Annotated in this window: 15 protein-coding genes and 1 tRNA gene; 3 read left to right on the top strand and 13 right to left on the bottom strand. The window is 65.4% G+C overall.

Annotated elements, in window-relative coordinates; translation table 11 throughout:
* Positions 1–203: 203 nt before the first annotated feature.
* The 6 genes from SFHG_RS01915 to metG all read right to left on the bottom strand — a co-directional run bounded on the left by SFHG_RS01915 (position 204) and on the right by metG (position 5,837).
* Positions 204–279, bottom strand: a tRNA-Ala gene (locus tag SFHG_RS01915).
* 102 nt (positions 280–381) lie between these two features.
* The gene (locus SFHG_RS01910; RefSeq protein WP_042432722.1) at positions 382–714 is read right to left on the bottom strand and encodes a Veg family protein; all 333 of its coding nucleotides are present in this window, start codon (positions 712–714) and stop codon (positions 382–384) included.
* A gap of 332 nt (positions 715–1,046) precedes the next feature.
* Positions 1,047–1,952: a 16S rRNA (adenine(1518)-N(6)/adenine(1519)-N(6))-dimethyltransferase RsmA gene (gene rsmA / locus SFHG_RS01905; RefSeq protein ID WP_042432720.1), complete on the bottom strand. Its 906-nt coding sequence runs from the start codon at positions 1,950–1,952 to the stop codon at positions 1,047–1,049.
* Positions 1,945–2,991, bottom strand: coding sequence for a flavodoxin family protein (locus SFHG_RS10560; RefSeq protein WP_052297767.1), 1,047 nt, complete (start codon positions 2,989–2,991; stop codon positions 1,945–1,947). Before SFHG_RS10560 ends, rsmA begins: the two co-directional genes overlap by 8 nt.
* Positions 2,988–4,064 (bottom strand): TatD family hydrolase, encoded by a 1,077-nt coding sequence (locus SFHG_RS10335; RefSeq protein WP_081468879.1) that lies wholly within the window; start codon positions 4,062–4,064, stop codon positions 2,988–2,990. Before SFHG_RS10335 ends, SFHG_RS10560 begins: the two co-directional genes overlap by 4 nt.
* Positions 4,065–4,250: 186 nt before the next feature.
* Entirely contained in the window at positions 4,251–5,837 is a 1,587-nt protein-coding gene (gene metG, locus SFHG_RS01890; RefSeq protein ID WP_042432717.1) for a methionine--tRNA ligase, read from the bottom strand.
* 240 nt (positions 5,838–6,077) lie between these two features.
* Between metG and SFHG_RS01885 the strand changes: the two genes are divergently transcribed.
* On the top strand, positions 6,078–7,238 hold the full coding sequence (locus SFHG_RS01885; protein WP_052297766.1) for a coiled-coil domain-containing protein: 1,161 nt from the start codon (positions 6,078–6,080) through the stop codon (positions 7,236–7,238).
* A gap of 244 nt (positions 7,239–7,482) precedes the next feature.
* On the opposite strand, the gene SFHG_RS01880 is transcribed toward SFHG_RS01885, so the two are convergent.
* The 5 genes from SFHG_RS01880 to SFHG_RS01860 form a co-directional block, all read right to left on the bottom strand.
* A complete protein-coding gene (locus tag SFHG_RS01880; protein WP_052297765.1) occupies positions 7,483–8,970 on the bottom strand; it encodes a DHA2 family efflux MFS transporter permease subunit in 1,488 nt (495 codons plus the stop codon).
* A 199-nt stretch (positions 8,971–9,169) separates the two neighbouring features.
* Positions 9,170–9,967 (bottom strand): M48 family metallopeptidase, encoded by a 798-nt coding sequence (locus SFHG_RS01875; RefSeq protein ID WP_202898036.1) that lies wholly within the window; start codon positions 9,965–9,967, stop codon positions 9,170–9,172.
* A gap of 3 nt (positions 9,968–9,970) precedes the next feature.
* On the bottom strand, positions 9,971–10,819 hold the full coding sequence (gene rsmI, locus SFHG_RS01870; protein WP_042432714.1) for a 16S rRNA (cytidine(1402)-2'-O)-methyltransferase: 849 nt from the start codon (positions 10,817–10,819) through the stop codon (positions 9,971–9,973).
* The gene (locus SFHG_RS01865) at positions 10,819–15,471 is read right to left on the bottom strand and encodes a 2-hydroxyacyl-CoA dehydratase (RefSeq protein WP_042432712.1); all 4,653 of its coding nucleotides are present in this window, start codon (positions 15,469–15,471) and stop codon (positions 10,819–10,821) included. Before SFHG_RS01865 ends, rsmI begins: the two co-directional genes overlap by 1 nt.
* Positions 15,472–15,486: 15 nt before the next feature.
* Positions 15,487–16,221: a TetR/AcrR family transcriptional regulator gene (locus SFHG_RS01860; protein WP_081468878.1), complete on the bottom strand. Its 735-nt coding sequence runs from the start codon at positions 16,219–16,221 to the stop codon at positions 15,487–15,489.
* 452 nt (positions 16,222–16,673) lie between these two features.
* Between SFHG_RS01860 and SFHG_RS01855 the strand changes: the two genes are divergently transcribed.
* Entirely contained in the window at positions 16,674–17,516 is an 843-nt protein-coding gene (locus SFHG_RS01855; RefSeq protein ID WP_042432709.1) for a MetQ/NlpA family ABC transporter substrate-binding protein, read from the top strand.
* 136 nt (positions 17,517–17,652) lie between these two features.
* Entirely contained in the window at positions 17,653–19,017 is a 1,365-nt protein-coding gene (locus tag SFHG_RS01850) for a PFL family protein (protein ID WP_042432706.1), read from the top strand.
* 150 nt (positions 19,018–19,167) lie between these two features.
* Here the strand turns inward: SFHG_RS01850 and ettA are convergent, their stop codons facing one another.
* Positions 19,168–20,847 (bottom strand): energy-dependent translational throttle protein EttA, encoded by a 1,680-nt coding sequence (ettA, locus tag SFHG_RS01845; RefSeq protein ID WP_042432703.1) that lies wholly within the window; start codon positions 20,845–20,847, stop codon positions 19,168–19,170.
* Between the two features lie 199 nt (positions 20,848–21,046).
* On the bottom strand, positions 21,047–21,898 hold the full coding sequence (locus SFHG_RS01840; protein WP_052297764.1) for an SDR family NAD(P)-dependent oxidoreductase: 852 nt from the start codon (positions 21,896–21,898) through the stop codon (positions 21,047–21,049).
* Positions 21,899–22,104: the final 206 nt, after the last annotated feature.

The raw sequence follows: 22,104 nt of genomic DNA, 5'->3' as shown, positions 1-22,104 counted from the left end.
CTTCAGTAGTTAAATGGGCCTGCGCCGCAAACCGGCGGGCAGGCAGCAACGAAAGATACCGCCTTGCATTAGCGCTATCAAAACCGCTCTCGCCGATTCTCGTCGATTTGGACACTTAGTGCTACGTCCCCAAAGTGTCCGAGCCCACGCGCTTTTGGGAAAGAAAAAGGCCGCCGGTGGGACCGACGGCCTTTGCATTTCCATGGTGGAGATGATGGGATTCGAACCCACGACCCCTACGTTGCGAACGTAATGCTCTCCCAGCTGAGCTACATCCCCATGGGTATTGCGCTTTGCGCGAGAATGTATTTTCCTCGTTCAAACGCTGTTTGTCAAACACTTCTTCGCGGGCATCCGCAAAAAGTTCACGGTTGAAACCGCTTACGACAGGACACGTTCCTCCATGAGAGGAGACTCCACGCCCGGCTCGTCGCCTTCGGGAACGAAAGGCTCGAACAGCGGCTCGCCGTTCTGCGACAGCTCGACCATGCCGGTGAGCACGTCGACGTACTGGTACGACTGACGGGCGGTGCGGCCGCGCTTGCGATCCACTTCCATGATGAACAGCTGCGGGTGCACCTGCATGAGCGTGCCCTCGCTCTCGACGATCTTGGAGCGGCCCATGTTGGCGCGCACTTTCAGGCGTTGACCGACGAAATCGTGTAACGTATCATGAATGGAGTCGACGATTTGCGCTTGTTTCGCTAAGTCCATAGTTGCTCTTTCCTACATAACACACAGATAACAGCTCAAAATTGTATCATGCGGGTCAATGCACGCTTACTTCTCCATGTTTTGCACCTAATTCCATAGCAGTTCGCACACAATGGCCATACTCCAGGTGCGTTTTAGCTTGAAGACAGCGGTTTGACGGGGCACATGGCAACGCTAACCTTCCCGCGACCGCCGGCTTTAGAGCCGGAGAAGCGCTGCTACGGCAAACTAACCCGCACCTGCCAGACTGCTGCAGACTCGCTTTCCCAACCCTGCATCACGCAAAAAGGGCCGCTATGCACGCGGCCCAAGTAGCATATCGATTTCCATCGCTAACCCTGATGCAGCGCCAGCAGCGCCTTGCCCATGTTCACGAACTCGGCAAGAGACAACGTCTCGCCGCGTCGTTTGGGGTCGATGCCCGCTTGCTCGAACAACTCGGGCAGATGCGGGGCCACCGCAGCGCCGCCGGCCCCGCGGCCGGCGAAGTAGGTTTTGCATGAGTTCGACAGCGTTTTGCGGCGGCTGGCGAACGCAGCGTCGGCCATGGCGCAAGCAGCGCGCACCACTTCCCCGTCAAGCGGTTTGCCCTGCTCATCGAGCACGGGCGTGCGGTTCAGGCGGATGACCGCGCTGTCCACGCGCGGCGGCGGGAAGAAGTTGTTCGGGCTGACCGGGAAGCGCCCCGCCGGCTGCGCATACAGCCGCAGCTTCACGGTATAGGCGCCGTAGTTCTTCGTGCCCGGCTCGGCGGCCATACGGTCGGCCACCTCCTTCTGCACCATCACCGTTGCCGACTCAAGCGATTCGATGCGCTGGAAATAATCAAGCACCACCGTTGCGGCAACGGCGTACGGCAAGTTCGCCACCAGCTTGTTGGGGGCGTCTTGCCCGTCAAAATCGGAAAGCTGCAGGTCAAGCGCGTCTTTCTGGATAAGCGTGAACGAATCCCGCCACGGCTCCAGCGTTTCGGCCAGCACCGCAGGCAGGTCGGTATCGCGCTCGATGGACGTGACATGCTTCGCGTTTTGCAGCAGGGCCATGGTGAGCGTGCCGATGCCGGGGCCGATTTCAAGCACGTTGTCCGCGCCCTCGAGCTCGGCCAGCGCCACGATCTTCGCCACGATGGCCTCGTTGACCAGGAAGTTCTGCCCGAGCGAGTACTTCGCCGAAAGCCCGTGATCTGCCAGCACCTGCCGAGTGACCGAAAGGTTGGCCAACGACGATACGCTACCCACGGCGCTTCCCCTGCTTGCCGCGACCGCCGCCCTGCTTCGAGCCGCCCTTGCCGGACTTGCCCTGCCCGCCTTTGCCCTTGGGGGCATGCGGGTTCTCGTGCTTGGCCTGCACCGTGCCGTTCGTGCCGCGCTTGGCGTTGGCGTGCTTCTTCTGAGCCGAACGCTTGCGACCGTGCTGCGCCGCATCGATGCGACGGCCGTCCTCGTCAAGCTGGATGACCTGGCGCTCGGCGCCGTTCTCGCCCAGGTTCAGGCGCGCACGGTTCTGGCGGCGTTGCGCCTGAGAGGCCAGCTGAGCGGCGAAATCGTCCTCGGCAAACGTCTCGGGCTCGAACTCGTCGGCCTGCTCCGCCGGTTCATCTTCGGCAGGGAACCCCTGATCGCCAGCGCCCTGGTCGGCCATCTTGCCCCCGGCAAAGGCGCGCACCACGGGCCCCTCGACGGAATACTCGTCGGCCTCGTCGACGATCTCGCCGGATTCATCGATCTTGCCGACCCAATCCAGCACTCGCTCCAAACGGAAGCCCGCCACAGCGGCGGCAGAGCGGACGCACCCCACAAGCGGGTCGAAGCCGTGCGGATCGCCGCCCTCCCCCACCACGTGCAGCGTGCAGGGGCGCTTACGCGCACGGGTGCGCGTCCAGAAGTACGGCTGGAAACGATCGAGCATGCACTTGAGCTGCGAAGACGGGCCGGCGAAATACACCGGCGCCACGACGATCAGCTCGTCGGCATCCTCGAGCAGCGGGTAGACGTCGTCCATGTCGTCACGGATGGCGCATCGACGCGGCGCCTCGTCCTCGGCGCGCTGCTCCTCGAAGGCCTCATCCTCGGCGGCCTCCTGCTCGGTCATCGCGCCCTGCGCCTTGCGCTTGCAAAAATCGCAGGCGTTGCAGCCGGCCACGTCGAGCGTGGACACGGGCGCCAGGTACACCTCGTCTTCCGGGCACTCCTCGATGCAGCTTTCGAACAGGAGGTCCGCAAGCGCGCCGCTTCGCCCCTCAACGCGAGGCGAGCCGACGATGATCAGGCGTTTCATTCGCAATTCCTTTCAGTTGCGGCGGTTTGCGCATGTTCGATCTGCCAGGCCGTGGGCGGGCGGTCCAACAATGCGCGCGCGTTTTGCGCGATCTGGGCCAGCATCTCGTTTCTGGCCTTCTCGGTTTCGCACCCGAGCACCTCCGCCATGCACGCCGCGGTGAACACGGTGTGCGCGGGGCCGCACGGCACGCCGCGCATGGGCTCGGGCGTCATGTACGGCGAATCGGTTTCGGTGAGCAGCAGGTTGCGCGGCGTGCGCGCGACCGCATCGCGCGTGTCCTGGCAGCGCTTGAACGTGAGCGCGCCGCCTAAAGCAACGAAGCAACCGCGGTCGACCCAAGGCTCGAGCGTCTCCCAGTCCAGATCGAAGCAATGCAGCAACGTGCCCGCCTCGGGGAAGCCCTCCTCGCGCAAGATGGCGAACGCCTCGTCATGCGCCTCGCGCACATGCAGCGCTGCGGGAAGGCCCGTGGTATGCGCCAGGCGGATTTGACGGCGAAACGCCTGCCGCTGATCCTCGCGCGGTGACAGGTCGTAATGATAGTCCAGGCCGATTTCGCCCACGGCACATATGCGCGGGTCGGCCAGGCGATTGACCAGGCGAGATTCCATGGCGTCATCGTAAAAGCGCGCATTATGCGGATGCACGCCGGCCGCCAGGCGCAGGCGCGGCAGCGGACGCGATGCTGCATCGTCGGGCAGCGCGAAGCATGCGGGATCGGCACCGTCGGGCAGATGCGTCAGCTCGTCGCCGCCGGCTGTCAACACCTCGCGCGTGCGCTCCACCGCTTCCGGCAGACGCGACTGCGCTTGGGCGTACCAATCGCCGATGCAATCGAACACATCCGGGGCATCTTCCTGCACATCGATGATGTCGCAGACGAAATCCACGCCCCACGCCGCGCAGCGCGCGAACTCCAGTGCCGGATCGGCAAGCAGGTGCACATGCGCGTGCGTGTCCGCCACCGGACCGGCAAGCCGCGGCGGCTCCACCAGGCGAAACTTTCCATGCTTGCGTTTCTGCCGAAACAGCGCGTCGACGAAAACCGGTTGTTGCTCTTCCTCGGCCATGCATCCCTTCCCTATATGTACATGCAGCAGGGCGAAGGGTCTCCCCTTCGCCCTGACACTTAACGCTACGTCCCCGAAATGTCAGGACTTGAAGTGTCGCGATGTGCGGCGCGGCGAAGGAGGCTCCTTCGCCGCGATCCACCGCAGCATCAAGCGCTCCACCTGCCTTTAGCAGGCGGAACCCTTTTATTCCTCGATCTGGATCTCGTCCATGTTCAGACGCGGGAACAGCGGGTCGCCCACGGTGACCGTGTTGCCGGCGGGCAGCTGGCCCCACTTCGTGGCGTCCTCGACGTCCACCACGTCGGCGACCTTGCCCAGGCTCAGGCGATCGAAGACCTCGTTGGAGGTGTTCGGCATGAACGGGGCCATGTACAGCGCGATGATGCGGATGGCCTCGAGCGCGTTGTAGATGACGGCGGCCAGGTCGCCCTGCGTCTCCTCCTTCTTCGCCAGGTTCCACGGAGCGCTTTCCTCGACGTAGAGGTTCACGCGACCGGCAAGCTCCTGCACCGCGGCGGCGGCGCCGGTGAAGTCGACCTGGGACATGCAGGCGTCGTACTTCGCGTACAGTTGCTCGACGATGGGCAGCATGGGGTTGGCAACGCGCTCGGCGGCGTCGGCCGGCACGGCGGGCACCTTGCCGTCGAAGTACTTGTTCGTCATGTTGAACACGCGGCTGCACAGGTTGCCCCAGGTGTTGGCCAGGTCGGCGTTGTACACCTGCACCATGCGCTCCATGGAGATGTTGCCGTCATGGCCGAACTGTACGTCGGACATGAAGTAGTAGCGGTAGGCATCCACGCCGAAGATCTTCACCAGGTCGGCGGGCTTCATGCCGTTGCCCTTGGACTTCGACATCTTCTCGCCCTTGGTGAGCAGGAAGCCGTGGCCGAACACGGTGTGCGTGATAGGCAGGCCGGCGGCCATGAGCATGGCCGGCCAGATGACGCAGTGGAAACGCGTGATGTCCTTGCCCACGAAGTGGTACTGCATGGGCCAGCGCTGATCGAACTCGCCGGCGCGCTGCTCGTCGCCGTAGCCGATACCGGTCAGGTAGGCCAGCAGGGCGTCGGCCCACACGTAGGCCACGTGGCCCTCGTCGAAGGGCAGCGGCACGCCCCAGTCGAAGGTGGAACGGCTGATGGACAGGTCCTTCAGACCGCTCTTCACGAAGGTGACCACCTCGTTCTTGCGCGTTTCGGGGCGGATGAAGTCGGGATTCTCCTCGTAGAACTTCAGCAGCGGCTCCTGGAACTCGGAGAGCTTGAAGAACCAGTTCTCCTCGCCGCCGGCCTTCTGCACCGGGCGATGGCAGTCGGGGCACACCAGCTCGCCGTCCTCGTTCTTCTCAAGGTCGGACTCGGCGTAATAGGTTTCCTCGTGCACGCAGTACCAGCCCTCGTAGCTGCCCTTGTAGCACCAGCCCTTGTCGAACAGGTCCTGCCAGAACTTCTGCACGGTGCGGGTGTGGCGCGGCTGGGTGGTGCGCACGAAATCGGTGTAGGTGATGTCGAGCAGGTCCCACACGTTGCGGAACGCCGGCTCCATGGAATCGCACCAGGCCTGCGGGGTCATGCCCTTCGACTCGGCGGTATCGGCCACTTTCTGGCCATGCTCGTCCATGCCCGTGACAAACGCCACGTCGTAGCCGTTCATGCGCTGGTAACGCGCGACGGTGTCGGCGGCGACGGTGGTGTAAGCCGTGCCCAAATGGGGCTCGGCGTTCACGTAATAGATGGGCGTGGTGAACGAGTAGGTTCCCTTTGACATGGTGCTTCCTTTTGCTCGCGGCCGCAGTCGGGCGAATGATGCCCCGCCAACCTAGGTTTTCGCAGTGCCCCCGATTGTACCACGCGGGGACGGCGCGAAGCTTGCCCCCAAGTCCGCCACCACGCAATCATCGGGCGATCCGGCGGGCTCGAGCGCTTGTGCACGTTTAATGAGCGGCACGTTTTGAACATATCCGACCGGTATAATCAATGCTAATTGTTATAAATCGAAGGATGGCGGATGTTTTCTAACAAACTTCAAACGAACCCGAGCAGCCGCCCTCGCCACCGCTTGCCGCTGGCCGTCGCCTTGAGCGCGACGCTGGCCTTCGCAAGCGTGCCGGTCGCGGGCATGGCTCAGCGAACCGCATGGGCAGAGGACATCGACACGAACGTGCAGGCCGACGCCGCACAGCAAGAGGTCGAGCGCACTGCCGCCGAATACGACCAGGCCATAAGCCGCATCGACGACCTGAACCGGCAGATCGCCGACAACGAGGCGCGCATCGCTGAGATCGAGGAGACCCTTCCCACCCAGCAGGAGCGCAGCTCCGCTGCAGCGGTAAAGCTGTACAAGACCCAGGCTTCCACGCCCGGCTTGCTGGAAATGGTCCTCGGCTCCGATAATATCGTGGATTTCCTCACGTCGCTTGAGTATGTGTCCCACATCTACAGCAGCAACCAGGCCGAAATCAAGCGCCTTGGCGAACTGAAGGACGAGCTCGACCAGACGCATCGCGACCTATCGCAGGCGAAGAAGGACGCCGACGCCGAGGCGGCCAACGCCGAACAGGCGCTTTCCGCCGCCCAGCAGGCGCGCCAGGAAGCCCAGCGCAAAGCGCAGGAGGAAGCCGCCCGCCAGGCTGAAGAGGCCGCAAAGGCCGCCGAAGCCGAGGCCGCGAAGGCCGAAGCCTCTAAGGAGGCCGACAAGCAGGAGCAGGCAGATTCCGCCAGCGCCCCGGCTGCCGCCGAAACAGCGGGCGGCTCTTCCGCGGGCACCGTGGAGGCGCCCAGCGACGACGGCGCCGACTGGGCAAGCGAGCGCGACGTGTTCGTGGCGCAGTGGGCCGGCCGCATCGACGCATATCTGGCTGGTTCGCCCATGGCGGGCACGGGCAAGGTGTTCGCCGAGGCCGCTTGGGATTACGGCGTGGACCCGCGTTGGTCGCCCGCCATCTCCAACACCGAAAGCTCCAAGGGCCTGTACTGCTCCGGCAGCTGCAACGCCTGGGGCTGGGGCGGCTGCAGCTGGGGAAGCTGGGAAGAGGCTATCCGCGACCACGTTGCCGGCCTTGCCCGCGGCTACGGCTACACCATCTCGGTGGAAGCGGCCAAAAAGTACTGCCCGCCGAACTGGGAGCACTGGTACAACGCAACGCTTGCGCAGATGAATATGATCTAATAAGAAACCCGGCCACGAGCCGGGTTTCTTATTGCATGGCGCGACCGGCCCCGTCATACGCGCTGGGTTTTCCTTATTGGGCGCTGGGCTCTTCGGCACGGCACACCGCCCTGCCGCCATCGAGCCCTGAGCCATTTCGTCGCTGAATCTGCCAGGCACTCGCCATCACGTACCGGGGCTTTCGTGCCGAGGTTTCACCATCCGCCGCCAAACACCAGGCAACGGCAAGCCGGCCCGATTGCCTCTAGCGCTTCCCTTTCGCCGGCAAGACGAACATGCCCAGCACGAACGCCAGCACGGGGACTCCGCATTGCAGCCAGAAGCTGGAGTCGAAGCCGCCGAGGTCGACGCCCAGCGCGTTTTGCGAGGTCAACGCCATGGCGGCGATGAACACCGATGCCGAAAGGCTTCCGATGAGTTGTCGCGCGGACGTGATGATGGCCGACGCCTGCGCCAGCTCGTCGGGATCGAGCGTGGTGCACGCCCATGCCGTCAGCGGCATCATCAGGCACGCGATGCCCGTTACGCGAACGCCGTAGAGCACCGTGACAACCCATTCGGGGGCGCTGGCGGGAATAAGGGCAAACGCCACCGTGCCCGCAAGCACCGTGATGCAGCCTGCCACGATAAGCGGGCGCGGGCCGCGACGGTCCAGCAAGCGCCCGGTGATGGGGTTCATCACGCCCATCATGATGGCGCCGGGCAGAAGCGTCAGGCCCGACACCGTGGCCGAAAGCCCCTGGATATCCTGCACGAACAGCGGCACCATGATCGACGGCGCCATGAACATCATGTGCGCGCAGATGACGATGAGCGTGGAGACGGCGAACGTCTTGTCGCGAAAGCATTGCAGCCTCAGGAACGGTTCGGGAACGCACAGCTGACGGCGCGCGAACACGACAAGCCCGGCCACGCCCAGCAACAACGGGAGGATGAAGCCCGCGCCCACGGACCCGCCCGATTCCAGCATGGTGGCAGCGATCATCACCAGCACGAAGCCGCCGGAATATAGAAGCGCCGACACCAGGTCGAAATGGCCCGGATGGTCGGGGCGCCGCACCACGTCGTCGAGCAGCAGAACCGTCAGAACCATCACCGCAAGCGCGATGGCGCCGAGCATCCAGAACATGGAGCGCCAGCCCCACGCGTCGATGAGGAAGCCGCTGATGGTCGGGCCGATGGCGGGCGCGAACCCGATGATCATGCCCACGATGGCCGTGGCCTGGCCGTACTGGCTTTTCGGATAGATGTTCAGCGCCACCAGCTGCACAAGCGGCAGGCAGATACCGGCGCCGCCCGCCTGCAGCAGGCGCGCCGCCAGCAGGCAGGGATAGTTCGGCGCGAAGATGGCCGCAGCGCACCCGATGGCGAACGACGCCATGGACGCGAAGAACAGTTTCTTGGAGTCAAACCGGTTCATCAGATAACCCGTCATGGCGCTGATCAGGCCCAATACGAAAATGTATGCCGTGGTGAGCAGCTGGCCGGAGCTTGCGCCGATGCCGTACTCGTGCATGACCGCCGGCAGCGCGGCGATCATCATGCTTTGGGAGATGCACGCCGCCGTGGTACCCGACACCATGATGCCCAGCACCAGGCGACGCTGCCGCGGGGGCAAGCCGTCGCGCTCGGGTTCGGAATCGGGTTCGGGATCGGCTACAGCTGCCTGCGCAGCGGTTTTCAAACGAGACGCGTTCGCCGCGTCTCCGGAATAGGTTTCGTTCGTATCCATACCGCGATGGTAGCAGTTGCAGCGCACCCGCAACCATCCGCGCACGAAACGCGCACGGAAGGAGGCCTTCCAGGCAAACAAAGGACGGAGAGGGCGTCCAGGACGGATGCTCGGAAAACGGAAGCCTTCTCCCAAACGTCTCCCCCGCCCACGATCGCCTCGCACATCGCCAACGGGAGAGGTGCCGGAGCAGCGCCCCCTACCGCAGTTTGTCGCGACGCTGCTTCCAGTCGGGCATGAAGCGGTCCATGAGCTGGTGGAACCTTGGGCCGTGGCCGCGTTCCAACAGGTGGCAAAGCTCGTGCACCACCACGTATTCCAGGCATTCCGGAGGGTAGAGCGCCAAGCGCACGTTGATGCAGATGCGGCCCGTGGAAGGTTGGCAGCTGCCCCAGCGGCTGGTCATGTTGCGGTATGCCAGCTGGCCAGCCTTCACCCCCATGATGGGCTCCCATGCCGCCACCAACGCCGGCACGCAGGCCTGCACCACCGCGCGCCACTGCGCCACCTCGGCTTTCGACGCCTGCGAGGCCTGCGCCATGGGCGTGGCGGACACGCGCTCCATCTGGGCTTCTATCCAATCGTGCTTGCGACGCACGAAATCGGCCACATCGGCCGGCGACATCCAGGCGGGCGCGGATGCGTCCACATGGCCGCCGTCGCGGGCGATGCGCAGGTTGAGGTTCTTCACCTTTTTGCGTTGCAAGCGCACTTCGATGCCGTCAACGTAAAGCACCTCGGGCGCCATTGCGCGCGCGGGCTTGCGACGCACGATTTGCGAACCCGCCTTCCCTGCCCCGACCACCGTGCGCCCGGCACCCGACGAACGTTGTCGCGGCGCAACCTTCCCCGCATCGCCGCTCCCGCGACCGGAAGCGGCCGAACGCCGCTGCGACGCGGCGCCCCGCTCGCGCGAGCCGCCCGCCGCCTGACGCTTGAGCTCGCCCGGGTCCACGCGGCGCGTGCGCACCGGGCCGGAACGGTTATCGCTGGCCACGCCCTACGCCTCCAGCGCGATCTCGTACGCGGCGTTGCGCGGCAGGCCGAACTCGGCTGCCAGCGTTTTGGCGATGTCCTTGTTGCGCGCGCCCTCGGCCTTGAGCTGGGCGGCACGGACGCGGGCGGAATCCTCGGCGCTTTCCTGAGCGGCCTGCCCCTCCGCCTCGCTGGGCCCGTCGATCACGATGACGATCTCGCCCTTGATGCCGCCGGCCGCCTCGCGTGCGGCGAACTCGTCGCGCAGCGCGGGCAGCGTGTCGCGCACCACTTCCTCATGCAGCTTCGTGAGCTCGCGGCACACGGCCGCCTCGCGTAGCGGGAAGGCCTCGGCAAGCGCCGCCAGCGCCCCGGCGATGCGGTTCGGGCTTTCGTAATAGATAAGCGCCGCATCCAGCGTGCGCACCGCATCGAGCGCCGCCTTCTGCTCGCCGGCCTTGCGCGGGAAGAAGCCGCCGAAGTAGAAGCGCGGGTTCGTGCAACCGCTGGCCACATACGCCGTGGCCGTTGCCGTAGGCCCGGGCAGCACCTCCACCGGCGCGCCCGCCTCCCGGCATGCGCGCACCAGGCGCAGACCCGGGTCGGACACGCCCGGCATGCCGGCATCGCTGCAGTACGCGATGACCTCGCCCGCCTCCACGCGCGCCACGATACCGTCAGCGCGAGAGCCGATGAGCGCCTCGTCAAGACGTTCCAGGCGCTTGCCGATGCCGAACGCCGCCAACAGCTTGCCGGTGACGCGCGTATCCTCCGCGCACACCACATCGGCGCTGGTCAGCGCGTCAAGCGCGCGCTGCGGCATGTCGCCCAGGTTGCCGATGGGCGTCGGGCAGATGATCAGCTTGCCAGCCATCACGCCCTCGTTTCCTGCACATCGAGCGCGCCGGCTTCCTCGACCGCCGGCGTTGCAGCCGCCGTGCGGGCGGCGCGGGCCTCGGCCTCCTTGTCGGCCAGGTTGCTCTTCGCCACCGCGATCATGAGCTTGATGCGGTTGAGCTGGTTGACCTCGGACGCACCGGGGTCGTAGTCGACGGCCACGATGTTGCTCTCCGGGTAACGGCGGCGCAGCTCCTTGATGACCGCCTTGCCCACCACGTGGTTCGGCAAGCAGGCGAACGGCTGCGTGCACACCACGTTCGGCGCGCCCGTGCGGATGAGCTCCACCATCTCGGCCGTGAGCAGCCAACCTTCGCCCATGGAGTTGCACAGGCTCAAGATCTCGCTCGCGTACTCGGCCAGCTCGTAGATGCTCGCCGGCGGGTTGAAGCGCGTGGACTCCTCGAGCGCCTTGGTCACCGGCGCGCGCAGGGCCTTCACCACCTGCAGGGCGATCTTGCTGCCGAACGCGCCCTTGGCCGAACGGCCGAGCGGGTCCTTCTGGAAGATGCCGCCTGCCGCGCCGAACAGGAAGAACTCGATGAGCCCCGGCACCACGGCCTCGCAGCCCTCGCGCTCGATGACGTCGACGATCTGGTTGTTCGCCGTGGGGTGGAACTTCACCAAGATCTCACCGACCACGCCGACGCGCGGCTTGGTTCCCTCGCCCTGCAAGGGCAGCGTGTCGAAGTCCTCGACGATCTGCTTGACCGTGCGCTTGAACTCGCCGCGCTTCACGCCGCGCGCAAGCTGGCGCTTGCACTCGGTCATCCAGTGGTCGAACAGGGCGTTTGCGCTGCCGGGCTCAACCTCGTAGGGACGCGTGCGGTACAGGCACATCATGAGCAGGTCGCCGTACTGCAGCGCGGAAACCGCCTGGTAGAGCATGGCCGGCGTGATGGAGAAGCCGGGGTTGACCTCGCCCAAGTCCTTGAAGCTGATGGCGATGACCGGGATATGCGACAGGCCCACCGACTTGAGCGCCTTGCGGATGAGCGAGATGTAGTTCGTGGCACGGCAGCCGCCGCCGGTCTGCGTGATGAGCACGGCCAGCTTGTCGGTGTCGTACTTGCCGGACATGACCGCTTCCATGATCTGGCCCGTGACCAGGATGGACGGATAGCAGATGTCGTTGTTCACGTACTTCAGGCCCGCGTCCACCGCACCGTGGTCCACGGAGGGCAGCAGCTCCACGTTGTAGCCGAAGCGCTCGAAGATGGGCACGAGCAGCTCGAAGTGGTACGGCGCCATCTGCGGGGCCAGGATGGTGTAGCCCGCATCGCGCATCTCCTCGGTGAACTGGGCGCGCGGGAACTCCGTCGAGGCACCGCTTTCGCGCTGCTTGAACTCGGCCTGCACCTCGGGCGCGGCCTTTTCCGTGAAGCTTGCGGGCGGCTTGATGGCGGCCGCCGCGGCCTGCACGGCCTCGGCATCGGCGCCGCCGGCCTGCTTGCCCGCCGCGCGCTCCTCGGCCTCGGCCAGCAGCTGCTCCACGTCCAGGCTGCATGCGCCGCAGCCCGCGGCGTTGCGCGCCTGCTCGGCAGCCCGGGCCTCGGCCTCCTCATCGGCCTGGTCCTTCAGGGCCGCAAGCAGGCTGCGCACGCGGATGCGCGCGGCGCCGAGGTTCGACACCTCGTCGATCTTCAGCACGGTGTACACCTTGCCCGCCTGCTCCAAGATCTCCTGCACCTGGTCGGTGGTCAGCGCGTCAAGGCCGCAGCCGAAGCTGTTCAGCTGGATGAGGTCGAGGTCCTTGCGCTCCGACGCCACCTTCGCCGCGGCGTACAGGCGCGTGTGGTACATCCACTGGTCCACCAGGCGGATGGGGCGCTCAAGCGTGCCCAGGTGCGCGATGGAGTCCTCGGTGAGCACGGCCAGGCCGAAGCTTGTCAGAAGCTCGGGGATGGCGTGGTTGATCTCGGGGTCGTTGTGGTACGGGCGGCCGGCGAGCACGATGCCGTGCGTGTGGGTCTTCTCCATCCACAGCAGCGTCTCGGCGCCCTTCTCGCGGATATCGGCCTTGAACGCCTCGTCCTCGGCCCATGCGGCGTCGACCGCGGCGTCGACCTCGGCCTGCGTGGGCGCTGCCATGCCCTTGCCGCACAGTTCGGGATGCGCCTGGATCAGCTCCACGAACAGGCGCTTCTTCAGGTGCTCCTTCTTATCGTAGGGCAGCCACGGGTTCAGGAACTGCGTGTCGGAGTCGCGCAGCTCATCGATGTTGAGACGCAGCGCCTCGGCGTAGCTGGCCACGATGGGGCAGTTGAAGTGGTTGCCGGCGCCCTCGTCCTCCTGGCGCTCCCACTTGCTGCAGGGGAACCAGATGAAGTCGGGATGCTTGTCCAGCAGGTTCATGATGTGGCCGTGCGAGAGCTTCGCCGGGTAGCACACGCTCTCCGACGGCATGGACTCGATGCCGGCCTCATAGGTTTTCTTCGTGGACGGGTCCGAGAGCACCACGCGCCAGCCCAGCTTCGTGAAGAAAGTGAACCAGAACGGGTAGTTCTCGTACATGTTCAGCGCGCGCGGAATGCCCACGGTGCCGCGCGGCGCATCCTGCTCCGCCAGCGGCGTGTAGTGGTCGAACAGGCGCTTGGACTTGTACTCGAACAGGTTGGGGACCTTGTCGGCCTTCGTCGCCTGGCCAAGCGCGCCGGCGCCCTTCTCGCAGCGATTGCCCGTGATGAAGCGGCGATGCTTGCCCGTGGCCTCGTCGACGCCGAAGTCGTTGACGGTGAGCAGGCAGTGGTTCGAGCACGCCTTGCAACGCACGGTCCTGTGCGTGGGGGCGAGCGCCTCGAGCGCATCAAGGGACAGCAGGCCGCTAACCTGGAAATCCTGACGGCTGAAGCGGTCGCGGGCCAAAAGCGCCGCACCGAACGCGCCCATGTTGCCGGCGATGTCGGGACGCACGGCGTTCACGCCTGAGAGCTGCTCGAAGGCGCGCAGCACGGCGTCGTTGAGGAATGTGCCGCCCTGCACGATGACCTTGTTGCCCACGTCGTGCGGATCGCGGATCTTGATGACCTTGAACAGGGCGTTCTTGATGACCGAGATGGCCAGGCCCGCGGCGATGTCGCCGACGGTGGCGCCCTCCTTCTGCGCCTGCTTCACGCGGCTGTTCATGAACACGGTGCAGCGGCTGCCCAGGTCGACGGGGTTTTCCGCGCCGATGGCGGTCTTCGCGAACTCGGACACGTCCAGGTTCAGGCCGCTGGCGAAGCTTTCGATGAAGCTGCCGCAGCCCGAGGAGCACGCCTCGTTGAGCATGATGTGGTCGATGACGCCGTCTTTCACGCGCAGGCACTTCATGTCCTGGCCGCCGATGTCCAGGATGAACTCCACGCCCGGCAGCATCTCCTGCGCGCCGCGCAGGTGCGCGACCGTCTCGATCTCGCCCGAGTCCACGCGCAGTGCCTCAAGCAGCAGGTGCTCGCCGTAGCCCGTGACCGTGGAGTGGCCGATGGTCACCAGCGGGTTGCCGGCGGCGTCGCGCGGAAGCTCGCGGTAGAGTTTGGCGATGGCGGCCTTCGCGCAGCCGAGCACGTCGCCCTTGTTCGACACGTAATGGGTCCACAGCAGCTCGCCGTCCCGGCCGATAAGCGCGGCCTTGAACGTGGTGGAGCCGGCGTCGATGCCCAGGAAGGCGGTGCCGCGGTAGCCGGCAAGGTCGCCGCGGGGCACGCGCTCACCGGCGTGGCGGGCGTTGAACTCGTCCAACTCGGCCTGGTCGGCGAACAGCGGGGGCAGGCGCACGACCTCGCTGCCCTGGATGTCGCCGAGGTTCTTCAGGCGCTCGAGCACGTCGGAGAGCAGCTCGGCCTTCACCGTCTCGCTGGCCGCGCCGGCGATGGCGCAGCCGCCGGCCACGAACAGGTGGGCGTTTTGCGGGACGATGCGGTGCTCCTCGTCCAGATTCAGCGTTTCGTAGAAGCGTTTGCGCAGCTCAGGCAGGTACTGCAGCGGACCGCCCAGGAAGGCCACGTAGCCGCGGATGGGGCGGCCGCACGCCAGGCCGGAGATGGTCTGCGTGACCACGGACTGGAAGATGGACGCGGCGATGTCCTCGCGGCGCGCGCCTTCGTTAAGCAGCGGCTGCACGTCGGTTTTCGCGAACACGCCGCAGCGGCTGGCGATGGGATAGATGGTGGTGGCATGCTGCGCCAGCTCGTTGAGGCCACCGGCGTCAGTGTTCAAGAGCGCCGCCATCTGATCGATGAACGCGCCGGTGCCGCCGGCGCACGTGCCGTTCATGCGCTGCTCGATGCCGTTGTCGAAGTAGATGATCTTCGCGTCCTCGCCGCCCAGCTCGATGGCCACGTCGGTTTTCGGGATGAAGGTTTCGACGGCGGTTTTGCTGGCGATGACCTCCTGCACGAACTCGATGCCCAGCCATTGGGCCAGAAGCAGGCCGCCCGATCCGGTGATGGCGATGGTCATGCGCTTGTCTCCGAAGTCGCGCGCAGCCTCGGACAGCACCTCGACGATGGTGGCGCGCACGTCAGCGTGATGACGGCGGTACACCGCGTAGCGGATCTGGTCCGCGTCATCCAAGATGGCAAGTTTGACCGTGGTGGATCCCACGTCGATGCCGATATGCAGGTTCTCGTTCTGGTTGTTCTCGCTCATGTTCCGCCTAATTCCTTACAGTCGAATGGGGTCGCCGGGTTTGATGAAGAACAGGCGCATGGCCACAAGGGCCATCTCCTGCGAGCTTTCCTTCATGCCCGTTTCGATCCAATGGGTGATTACCCCTAGATACGCGCTGGCGTAGAACGCCACATAATATTGCACGAACGGCGAGGGGTCGTTGCGGTAACGCTCGTGCAGGATGGTTTGGATGATCTCGGTGCACACGGCGTCGCGCACGCGCGGGCCGAAGCTCGGGTCGCCTTTCGGGCCCATGATCGCGTGCAGGAAGTCGCCCTGTTCGCGCAGGTAGTCGAACAGGCCCACCAAAAACGGCATGGGCTTCTTGTTCACGCGGTAGCGCAGCACGTCCTTCAGGCTGAGCCGCTGCATGCATGACTGGAGGCTTTCCAAGTCGTCCATGATGTCGTCCTCAAGGGCGGCGAGCAGGCCCTCCATGTCGCCGAAGTTGTTGTACAGCGTGCCGCGGTTGAGGTCCGCGCGGGCGCACAGGTCGCTGGCGCTGAAGTTGGTCAGGCCGCGTTCCTCGATCAGCTCGACGAGCGCATCGCGCAGCGCGCGCTTCGAGCGCGTGATGCGCCGATCTTCGACGGCGAACGGCGCGGGCTTGGCCGCCTCAGGCTTCGCTTCCGAACAGGCTGCGGCGGGCGATGCGCCGGTTGCCGGCCTCGCTGCGGCAGGCTTTGCAGCCGTCGCCGAATCGGAAATCGAACTCCGTTGCGTGGGCATATGCCCCCCTTCCTTGCGTACGCGGGTTGCGAATGCGCGCAGGCTCGGATCGTGACGGCCGGCGGCGCTGTTTCACGTGTTTTAAACAACGCGAGCAATAATGGACAAAGTGTTCAATAGGATTATTTTACCGGCCGCGCAATCGGGAAGCAACGAGCGCAGCACGCCTGCAAACGAGTCCCGCAACCTCTACATATATATAGATGAACGGTATGGTTTTCAGTGCCGCGATGCCGATGGCGGTCGCCCTGCCACCGCTCACCCCGTTCTACATCATAGCCGACTGGGTTATCGTTTTCACAGATAGCTTCCGCCCGTCTTTTCGTATGAGCAAAGCTATTGCCCAAAAATCCCCGCTCGGTATACTAGGCGTCACGCAAAACAAGGCGTCACTGCCCGCCCGCAAACTCGCGGTGCAGCCCAGGCGCAAATCGATGGGAGGGAGACCCTACATGAAGAAGTCCGCACTGAAGAAGCTCGCGGCGTTCGCCGCCGCAGGCGTCCTGGCCGCCGGCGTCCTGGCCGGTTGCGCAGGCTCCGGTTCCAACTCCGGCTCCGACGACAAGACCATCACCGTCGCCGCAAGCCCCACCCCGCACGCCGAGATCCTCACCAACGCCGTGGCCGATCAGCTCAAGGAGCAGGGCTACACGCTCGAGGTGAAGGAGTTCACCGACTACATCCAGCCCAACACGGTCACCGAGGAGGGCGAGGTCGACGCCAACTACTTCCAGCATCAGCCCTACCTGGATTCCTTCAATGAGGAGAAGGGCACGCACCTGGTCTCCGTCGAGCCGATCCACTTCGAGCCCTTCGGCCTGTACGCCGGCAAGACCGCTTCCCTTGACGCCCTGGCCGACGGCGCAACCGTCGCCGTGCCCAACGACACCACCAACGAGGCTCGCGCCCTGCTCCTGCTGCAGCAGGAGGGCCTGATCAAGCTGGCCGACGGCGCAGGCATCACCGCTACCGCCAAGGACATCGTCGAGAACCCCAAGAACCTGCAGATCAAGGAGCTTGAGGCCGCCAACATCCCCAACGCCCTGAAGGATGTCGACATCGCCTGCATCAACGGCAACTACGCCCAGGCCGCCGGCCTGTCCGTCGAGAAGGACGCCCTGGCCGTCGAGGCCACCGACTCCCTGGCCGCCGAGACCTACGCCAACGTGCTGGTCGTCAAGGACGGCAACCAGGATTCCGAGAAGATCCAGGCTCTGGCCAAGGCCCTGAAGTCCGACGCCGTGCGCGACTTCATCAACAAGACCTACGAGGGCGCCGTCGTCCCGGTCTTCTAAGCCGCAACAACGAACCAATCGCGAAAGCGGGCCCACGGGCCCGCTTTTTCGTTGCCCAAAGGCTCCCCTGCCCGACCAATGCGGCTGCAATTTGCTATCCTGTTGCAAAAGAATCGCCCGTTAAAAGGACAGCATCATGCAAATCACCCCGGAAGAAATCGCCGAAACGCTTGCCATGGTCAGCAAGCAGCACCTGGATATCCGCACCATCACGTTGGGCCTGAACCTGCGCTCCTGCACGGATTCGGATATCAACACCATGGCGCGCAAGGTGTACGACAAGATGACGAAGGCCGCAGAGCAGCTGGTGCCCACCGCCGAGCAGCTCGAGCGCGAGTTCGGCATCCCGATCGTGAACAAGCGCATCTCCGTCACGCCCATCGCCGAGATTTGCGCCGCCGTGCCCGACACCGACCTGTCGCGCATCGCCGTGGCCATGGACAAGGCCGGCGCCGAGGTGGGCGTCGACTTCGTGGGCGGCTTCTCCGCGCTCGTGCACAAGGGCGCATCGGCCGCTGACAACAAGCTGATGGACTCCATCCCCAACGCGCTTGCCGCCACCGAGCGCGTGTGCTCGAGCGTCAACGTCGGCTCCACGCGCGCCGGCATCAACATGGACGCCGCGCTGAAGATGGCCGGCATCGTCAAGCAGTGCGCCGAGCTGACCGCCGACCGCGACTGCATCGCCGCCGGCAAGCTGGTGGTGTTCTGCAACGCCGTCGAGGACAACCCCTTCATGGCCGGCGCCTTCCACGGCTCGGGCGAGGCCGACGCCGTGGTCAACGTGGGCGTTTCCGGCCCGGGCGTCGTGCGTCAGGTGCTGGCGAACATGCCCAAGGACGCCGACATGACCGAGATCGCCGAGGCCATCAAGGCCACCGCGTTCAAGATCACCCGCGCCGGCGAGCTAATGGCCCGCGAGGCCAGCCGCCGCATGGGCGTGGCGAAGGGCATCCTGGACCTGTCGCTGGCCCCCACCCCGGCCGAGGGCGACTCCGTGGCCGAGATCCTGGAAGCCATCGGCGTTGGCCAGTGCGGCGGCCCGGGCACCACGGCCGCGCTCGCCATGCTCAACGACGCCGTGAAGAAGGGCGGCGTCATGGCCAGCTCCAGCGTCGGCGGCCTGTCCGGCGCGTTCATCCCCGTGTCCGAGGACGCCGGCATGATCCGCGCCGCCGAGTCCGGCGCGCTGTGCCTGGAGAAGCTCGAGGCCATGACCTGCGTCTGCAGCGTCGGCCTGGACATGATCGCCATTCCCGGCGACACGCCGGTCGAGGCCATCTTCGGCATCATCGCCGACGAGTGCGCCATCGGCATGATCAACAACAAGACCACCGCCGTGCGCGTCATCCCCGCAATCGGCAAGAAGGTCGGCGACAAGCTGGACTTCGGCGGCCTGCTCGGCTATGCGCCGGTCATGCCCGTGAACACCCACGCCGGCACCGTGTTCGCCCATCGTGGCGGCCGCATGCCCGCCCCCATCAACTCGCTGAAGAACTAACGGACGCGGCAAGCACCACCCGAACGCAAGCGGGGATTCCGAACACTCGGAATCCCCGCTTTTCTTTTGCCGCCGCTACAGCAACGCAAAAAAAGGCTCCCGCGGCCTTTGGGGTCGCGGGAGCCGTTCGTTCGCGTTTGCGCGCTTAACCTAGTCCCTGGTCAGCTTGCGGTGCAGGCGGTGGGGCTTTGCGGCCTCCTCGCCCAGGCGCTCGATGCGGTTCTTCTGGTAGCTCTCGAAGTTGCCCTCGAACCAGTGCCAGTTGCCCGGGTTCTCATCGGTGCCCTCCCACGCCAGGATGTGCGTGGCAACGCGGTCGAGGAACATACGGTCATGGCTGGTCACCACGGCGCAGCCCGGGAAGCGCAGCAGCGCCTCCTCAAGACTGGACAGCGTTTCCACGTCCAGGTCGTTGGTGGGCTCGTCGAGAAGCAGCAGGTTGCCGCCCTGCTTGAGCGTCAGCGCCAGGTTCAGGCGGTTGCGCTCGCCGCCGGAGAGCACGCCCGCGGGCTTCTGCTGGTCGGAGCCCTTGAAGCCGAAGCTGGCCACGTACGCGCGGCTGGGCACCTCGGTTTCGCAGACCATCATGTAGTCCAGGCCGCCGGAGACGACTTCCCACACGTTCTTGTCGCCGTCGATGCCCGCACGGCCCTGGTCGACGTAGGAAACTTTCACCGTCTCGCCGAGCTTCAGGCTGCCGGAGGTGGGCTGCTCGATGCCCATGATCATCTTGAACAGGGTGGACTTGCCCACGCCGTTGGGACCGATCACGCCGACGATGCCGTTGCGCGGCAGCTCGAAGGACAGGTCGTCCATGAGCACACGGTCGCCGAACTGCTTGTGCAGGTGCTCGACCTTGAGGACCTCGGCGCCCAGGCGCGGGCCGGCCGGGATCTGGATCTCGGTGAAGTCGAGCTTCTTGGACTGCGCGGCCTCGGCGGCCATCTGGTCGTAGCGCTCCAGACGGGCGCGGCTCTTCGCCTGACGCGCCTTCGGGGAGCTGCGGACCCACTCGAGCTCGCTGGCCAGGCGCTTCTGCAGCTTCTCATCGCGCTGCTTCTGGCCCGCCATACGCGCGGCCTTGGTCTCCAGGTACGTGGAATAGTTGCCCTTGTACGGGTACAGGCTGCCGCGATCGACCTCGCAGATCCACTCGGCCACGTTATCCAGGAAGTAACGGTCGTGCGTGACGGCCAGCACGGCGCCGGGGTACTTATGCAGGAACTTCTCCAGCCACAGCACGGATTCGGCGTCCAGGTGGTTGGTGGGCTCGTCGAGAAGCAGCAGGTCGGGGGCCTCGAGCAGCAGACGGCACAGCGCCACGCGACGACGCTCGCCGCCGGAGAGCACGTTCACCGGCATGTCGGGGTCGGGGCACTGCAGCGCGTCCATGGCCTGGGACAGCTGGCTGTCCAGGTCCCAGCCGTTGGCCGCGTCGATGGCGTCCTGCAGCTTGCCCATCTCCTCCATGAGCGCGTCGAAGTCGGCGTCGGGCTCGCCCATGAGCGTGCCGATCTCGTTGAAGCGGGCGATGTTGGCCTTCACGTCGGCGAACGCCATCTCGATGTTCTCCAGGACGGTCTTGTCCTCGTCCAGCGGCGGCTCCTGCTGCAGGATGCCCACCGAGTAGCCGGGGGTCAGGCGCGCGTCGCCGTTGCTGACCTCCTCGATGCCGGCCATGATCTTGAGCAGCGTGGACTTGCCCATGCCGTTCGGGCCCACCACGCCGATCTTCGCGCCGGGGTAGAACGACAGGGTGACATCATCGAGGATGACCTTGTCGCCGTGCGCCTTGCGCGCCTTGTACATTTGGTAGATGAACTCTGCCATGATGCTCCTTTATGTTTGACACGGCGGCATTGCCCGCCGAAAAAGCCGTTCCTTTGATTTAACCATATACTGGCGGAAAGGCATATCACCCTTCTCCAAATGCACGCGAACGCGGGCCCTTCTCCCCATGCGAGTTCGACGCCAGAAAACCCGAGTTCAAGAGTTCCTTTTGCTAAGCGCGCGAACCTGGACGACTCCGCTACTTTCCGGGTTTTTGCAGGGCGGACGCCGCGGCGGCGGCCCAAGTGCGCGGAACGAAGCGGCTGCCGAACACGATGACCTTCGCCAGCACGCCCGGGCAGCACAGCAGGCGGTTGCAGCCCAGGGCCCGGATAGCCGCGCGAGCCACGCGCGGGGCGCTGATGGTCATGCGCGCCAACGCTGTTCCGCCCGCGTCGGCGTTATCCCAAAACGGCGTGCGAACAGGCCCGGGGCACAACGCGGTCACATGCACGCCGTACGGGCGCAGCTCCATATGCAGCGCGCTTGAGAACGACTGGACGAACGCCTTCGAGGCGTAATACGTGGACATGTACGGCCCGGGGACGAACCCCGCCACGCTGGCCACGTTGAGGATGCCGCCATGCCCGCGCTCCGCCATGCCGGGCGCGAACGCGTGGCAAAGCTCCATGAGCGCCATGTCGTTGGTTTGCACAAGCGCGCGTTGGCGTTCCAGGCTGCTTTCCGCGAAGGGCGCATCGTAGCCGAAGCCGGCATTGTTCACGAGCGTCTCCACCTGCAGGTTCGCCGCCTGCACCTGCGACGCCAGCGCATCGACGGCGCCCGGCCGCGCGAAGTCGACAACGAAAACGTGCGTGTCAACGTCGAAGCGCTCGGCAAGGTCCTTCGCCAGCTCCTCGAGCTTGCCCCGATCGCGTCCCACCAGAGCCAATGTGCCGCATTCATGGGCGAGTTGCGCGCACAGCTCGCGGCCGATGCCGCCCGTCGCGCCCGTGACCAGCGCGCAAAGCGCAGGAGGCTCCCCTGCGGGAGCCGCCCCGCCGACGCCTGCCCCGCCATGGAGGCCTTCCATGTTCTCCGGCAACACCATCTGCGCCAACTCCTTCGCCACCTGCCGCCGCGCGGCCGTTCTCCATCATGTAGCAAAGCATAGCAGGTGCAGCGACTGGTTTTAGGGCTTCCGTGCGTTTGCGCGCTTTTAACGCGGGGCCGTTCACTTACCGTGGAAAAACCGCCAACGCACCGTTTCCCGATGTGCACGCCTTCGCAACCATGTGTTGTTGGCGCTTTGGGCGA

The organism is Senegalimassilia anaerobia JC110, from assembly GCF_000236865.1.
In the GTDB taxonomy this organism is placed as follows: domain Bacteria; phylum Actinomycetota; class Coriobacteriia; order Coriobacteriales; family Eggerthellaceae; genus Senegalimassilia; species Senegalimassilia anaerobia.
The sequence above is the reverse complement of the archived record's forward strand: the minus strand, read 5'-3'. Positions and strand labels throughout refer to the sequence as shown.

Excerpts from the sequence above, each read along its gene's own strand:
- SFHG_RS01910 (WP_042432722.1), bottom strand. The coding sequence starts at position 714 with ATGGACTTAGCGAAACAAGCGCAAATCGTCGACTCCATTCATGATACG.
- SFHG_RS10560 (WP_052297767.1), bottom strand. The coding sequence starts at position 2,991 with ATGAAACGCCTGATCATCGTCGGCTCGCCTCGCGTTGAGGGGCGAAGC.
- SFHG_RS10335 (WP_081468879.1), bottom strand. The coding sequence starts at position 4,064 with ATGGCCGAGGAAGAGCAACAACCGGTTTTCGTCGACGCGCTGTTTCGG.
- metG (WP_042432717.1), bottom strand. The coding sequence starts at position 5,837 with ATGTCAAAGGGAACCTACTCGTTCACCACGCCCATCTATTACGTGAAC.
- SFHG_RS01885 (WP_052297766.1), top strand. The coding sequence starts at position 6,078 with ATGTTTTCTAACAAACTTCAAACGAACCCGAGCAGCCGCCCTCGCCAC.
- SFHG_RS01880 (WP_052297765.1), bottom strand. The coding sequence starts at position 8,970 with ATGGATACGAACGAAACCTATTCCGGAGACGCGGCGAACGCGTCTCGT.
- rsmI (WP_042432714.1), bottom strand. The coding sequence starts at position 10,819 with ATGGCTGGCAAGCTGATCATCTGCCCGACGCCCATCGGCAACCTGGGC.
- SFHG_RS01865 (WP_042432712.1), bottom strand. The coding sequence starts at position 15,471 with ATGAGCGAGAACAACCAGAACGAGAACCTGCATATCGGCATCGACGTG.
- SFHG_RS01860 (WP_081468878.1), bottom strand. The coding sequence starts at position 16,221 with ATGCCCACGCAACGGAGTTCGATTTCCGATTCGGCGACGGCTGCAAAG.
- SFHG_RS01855 (WP_042432709.1), top strand. The coding sequence starts at position 16,674 with ATGAAGAAGTCCGCACTGAAGAAGCTCGCGGCGTTCGCCGCCGCAGGC.
- SFHG_RS01850 (WP_042432706.1), top strand. The coding sequence starts at position 17,653 with ATGCAAATCACCCCGGAAGAAATCGCCGAAACGCTTGCCATGGTCAGC.
- ettA (WP_042432703.1), bottom strand. The coding sequence starts at position 20,847 with ATGGCAGAGTTCATCTACCAAATGTACAAGGCGCGCAAGGCGCACGGC.
- SFHG_RS01840 (WP_052297764.1), bottom strand. The coding sequence starts at position 21,898 with ATGGTGTTGCCGGAGAACATGGAAGGCCTCCATGGCGGGGCAGGCGTC.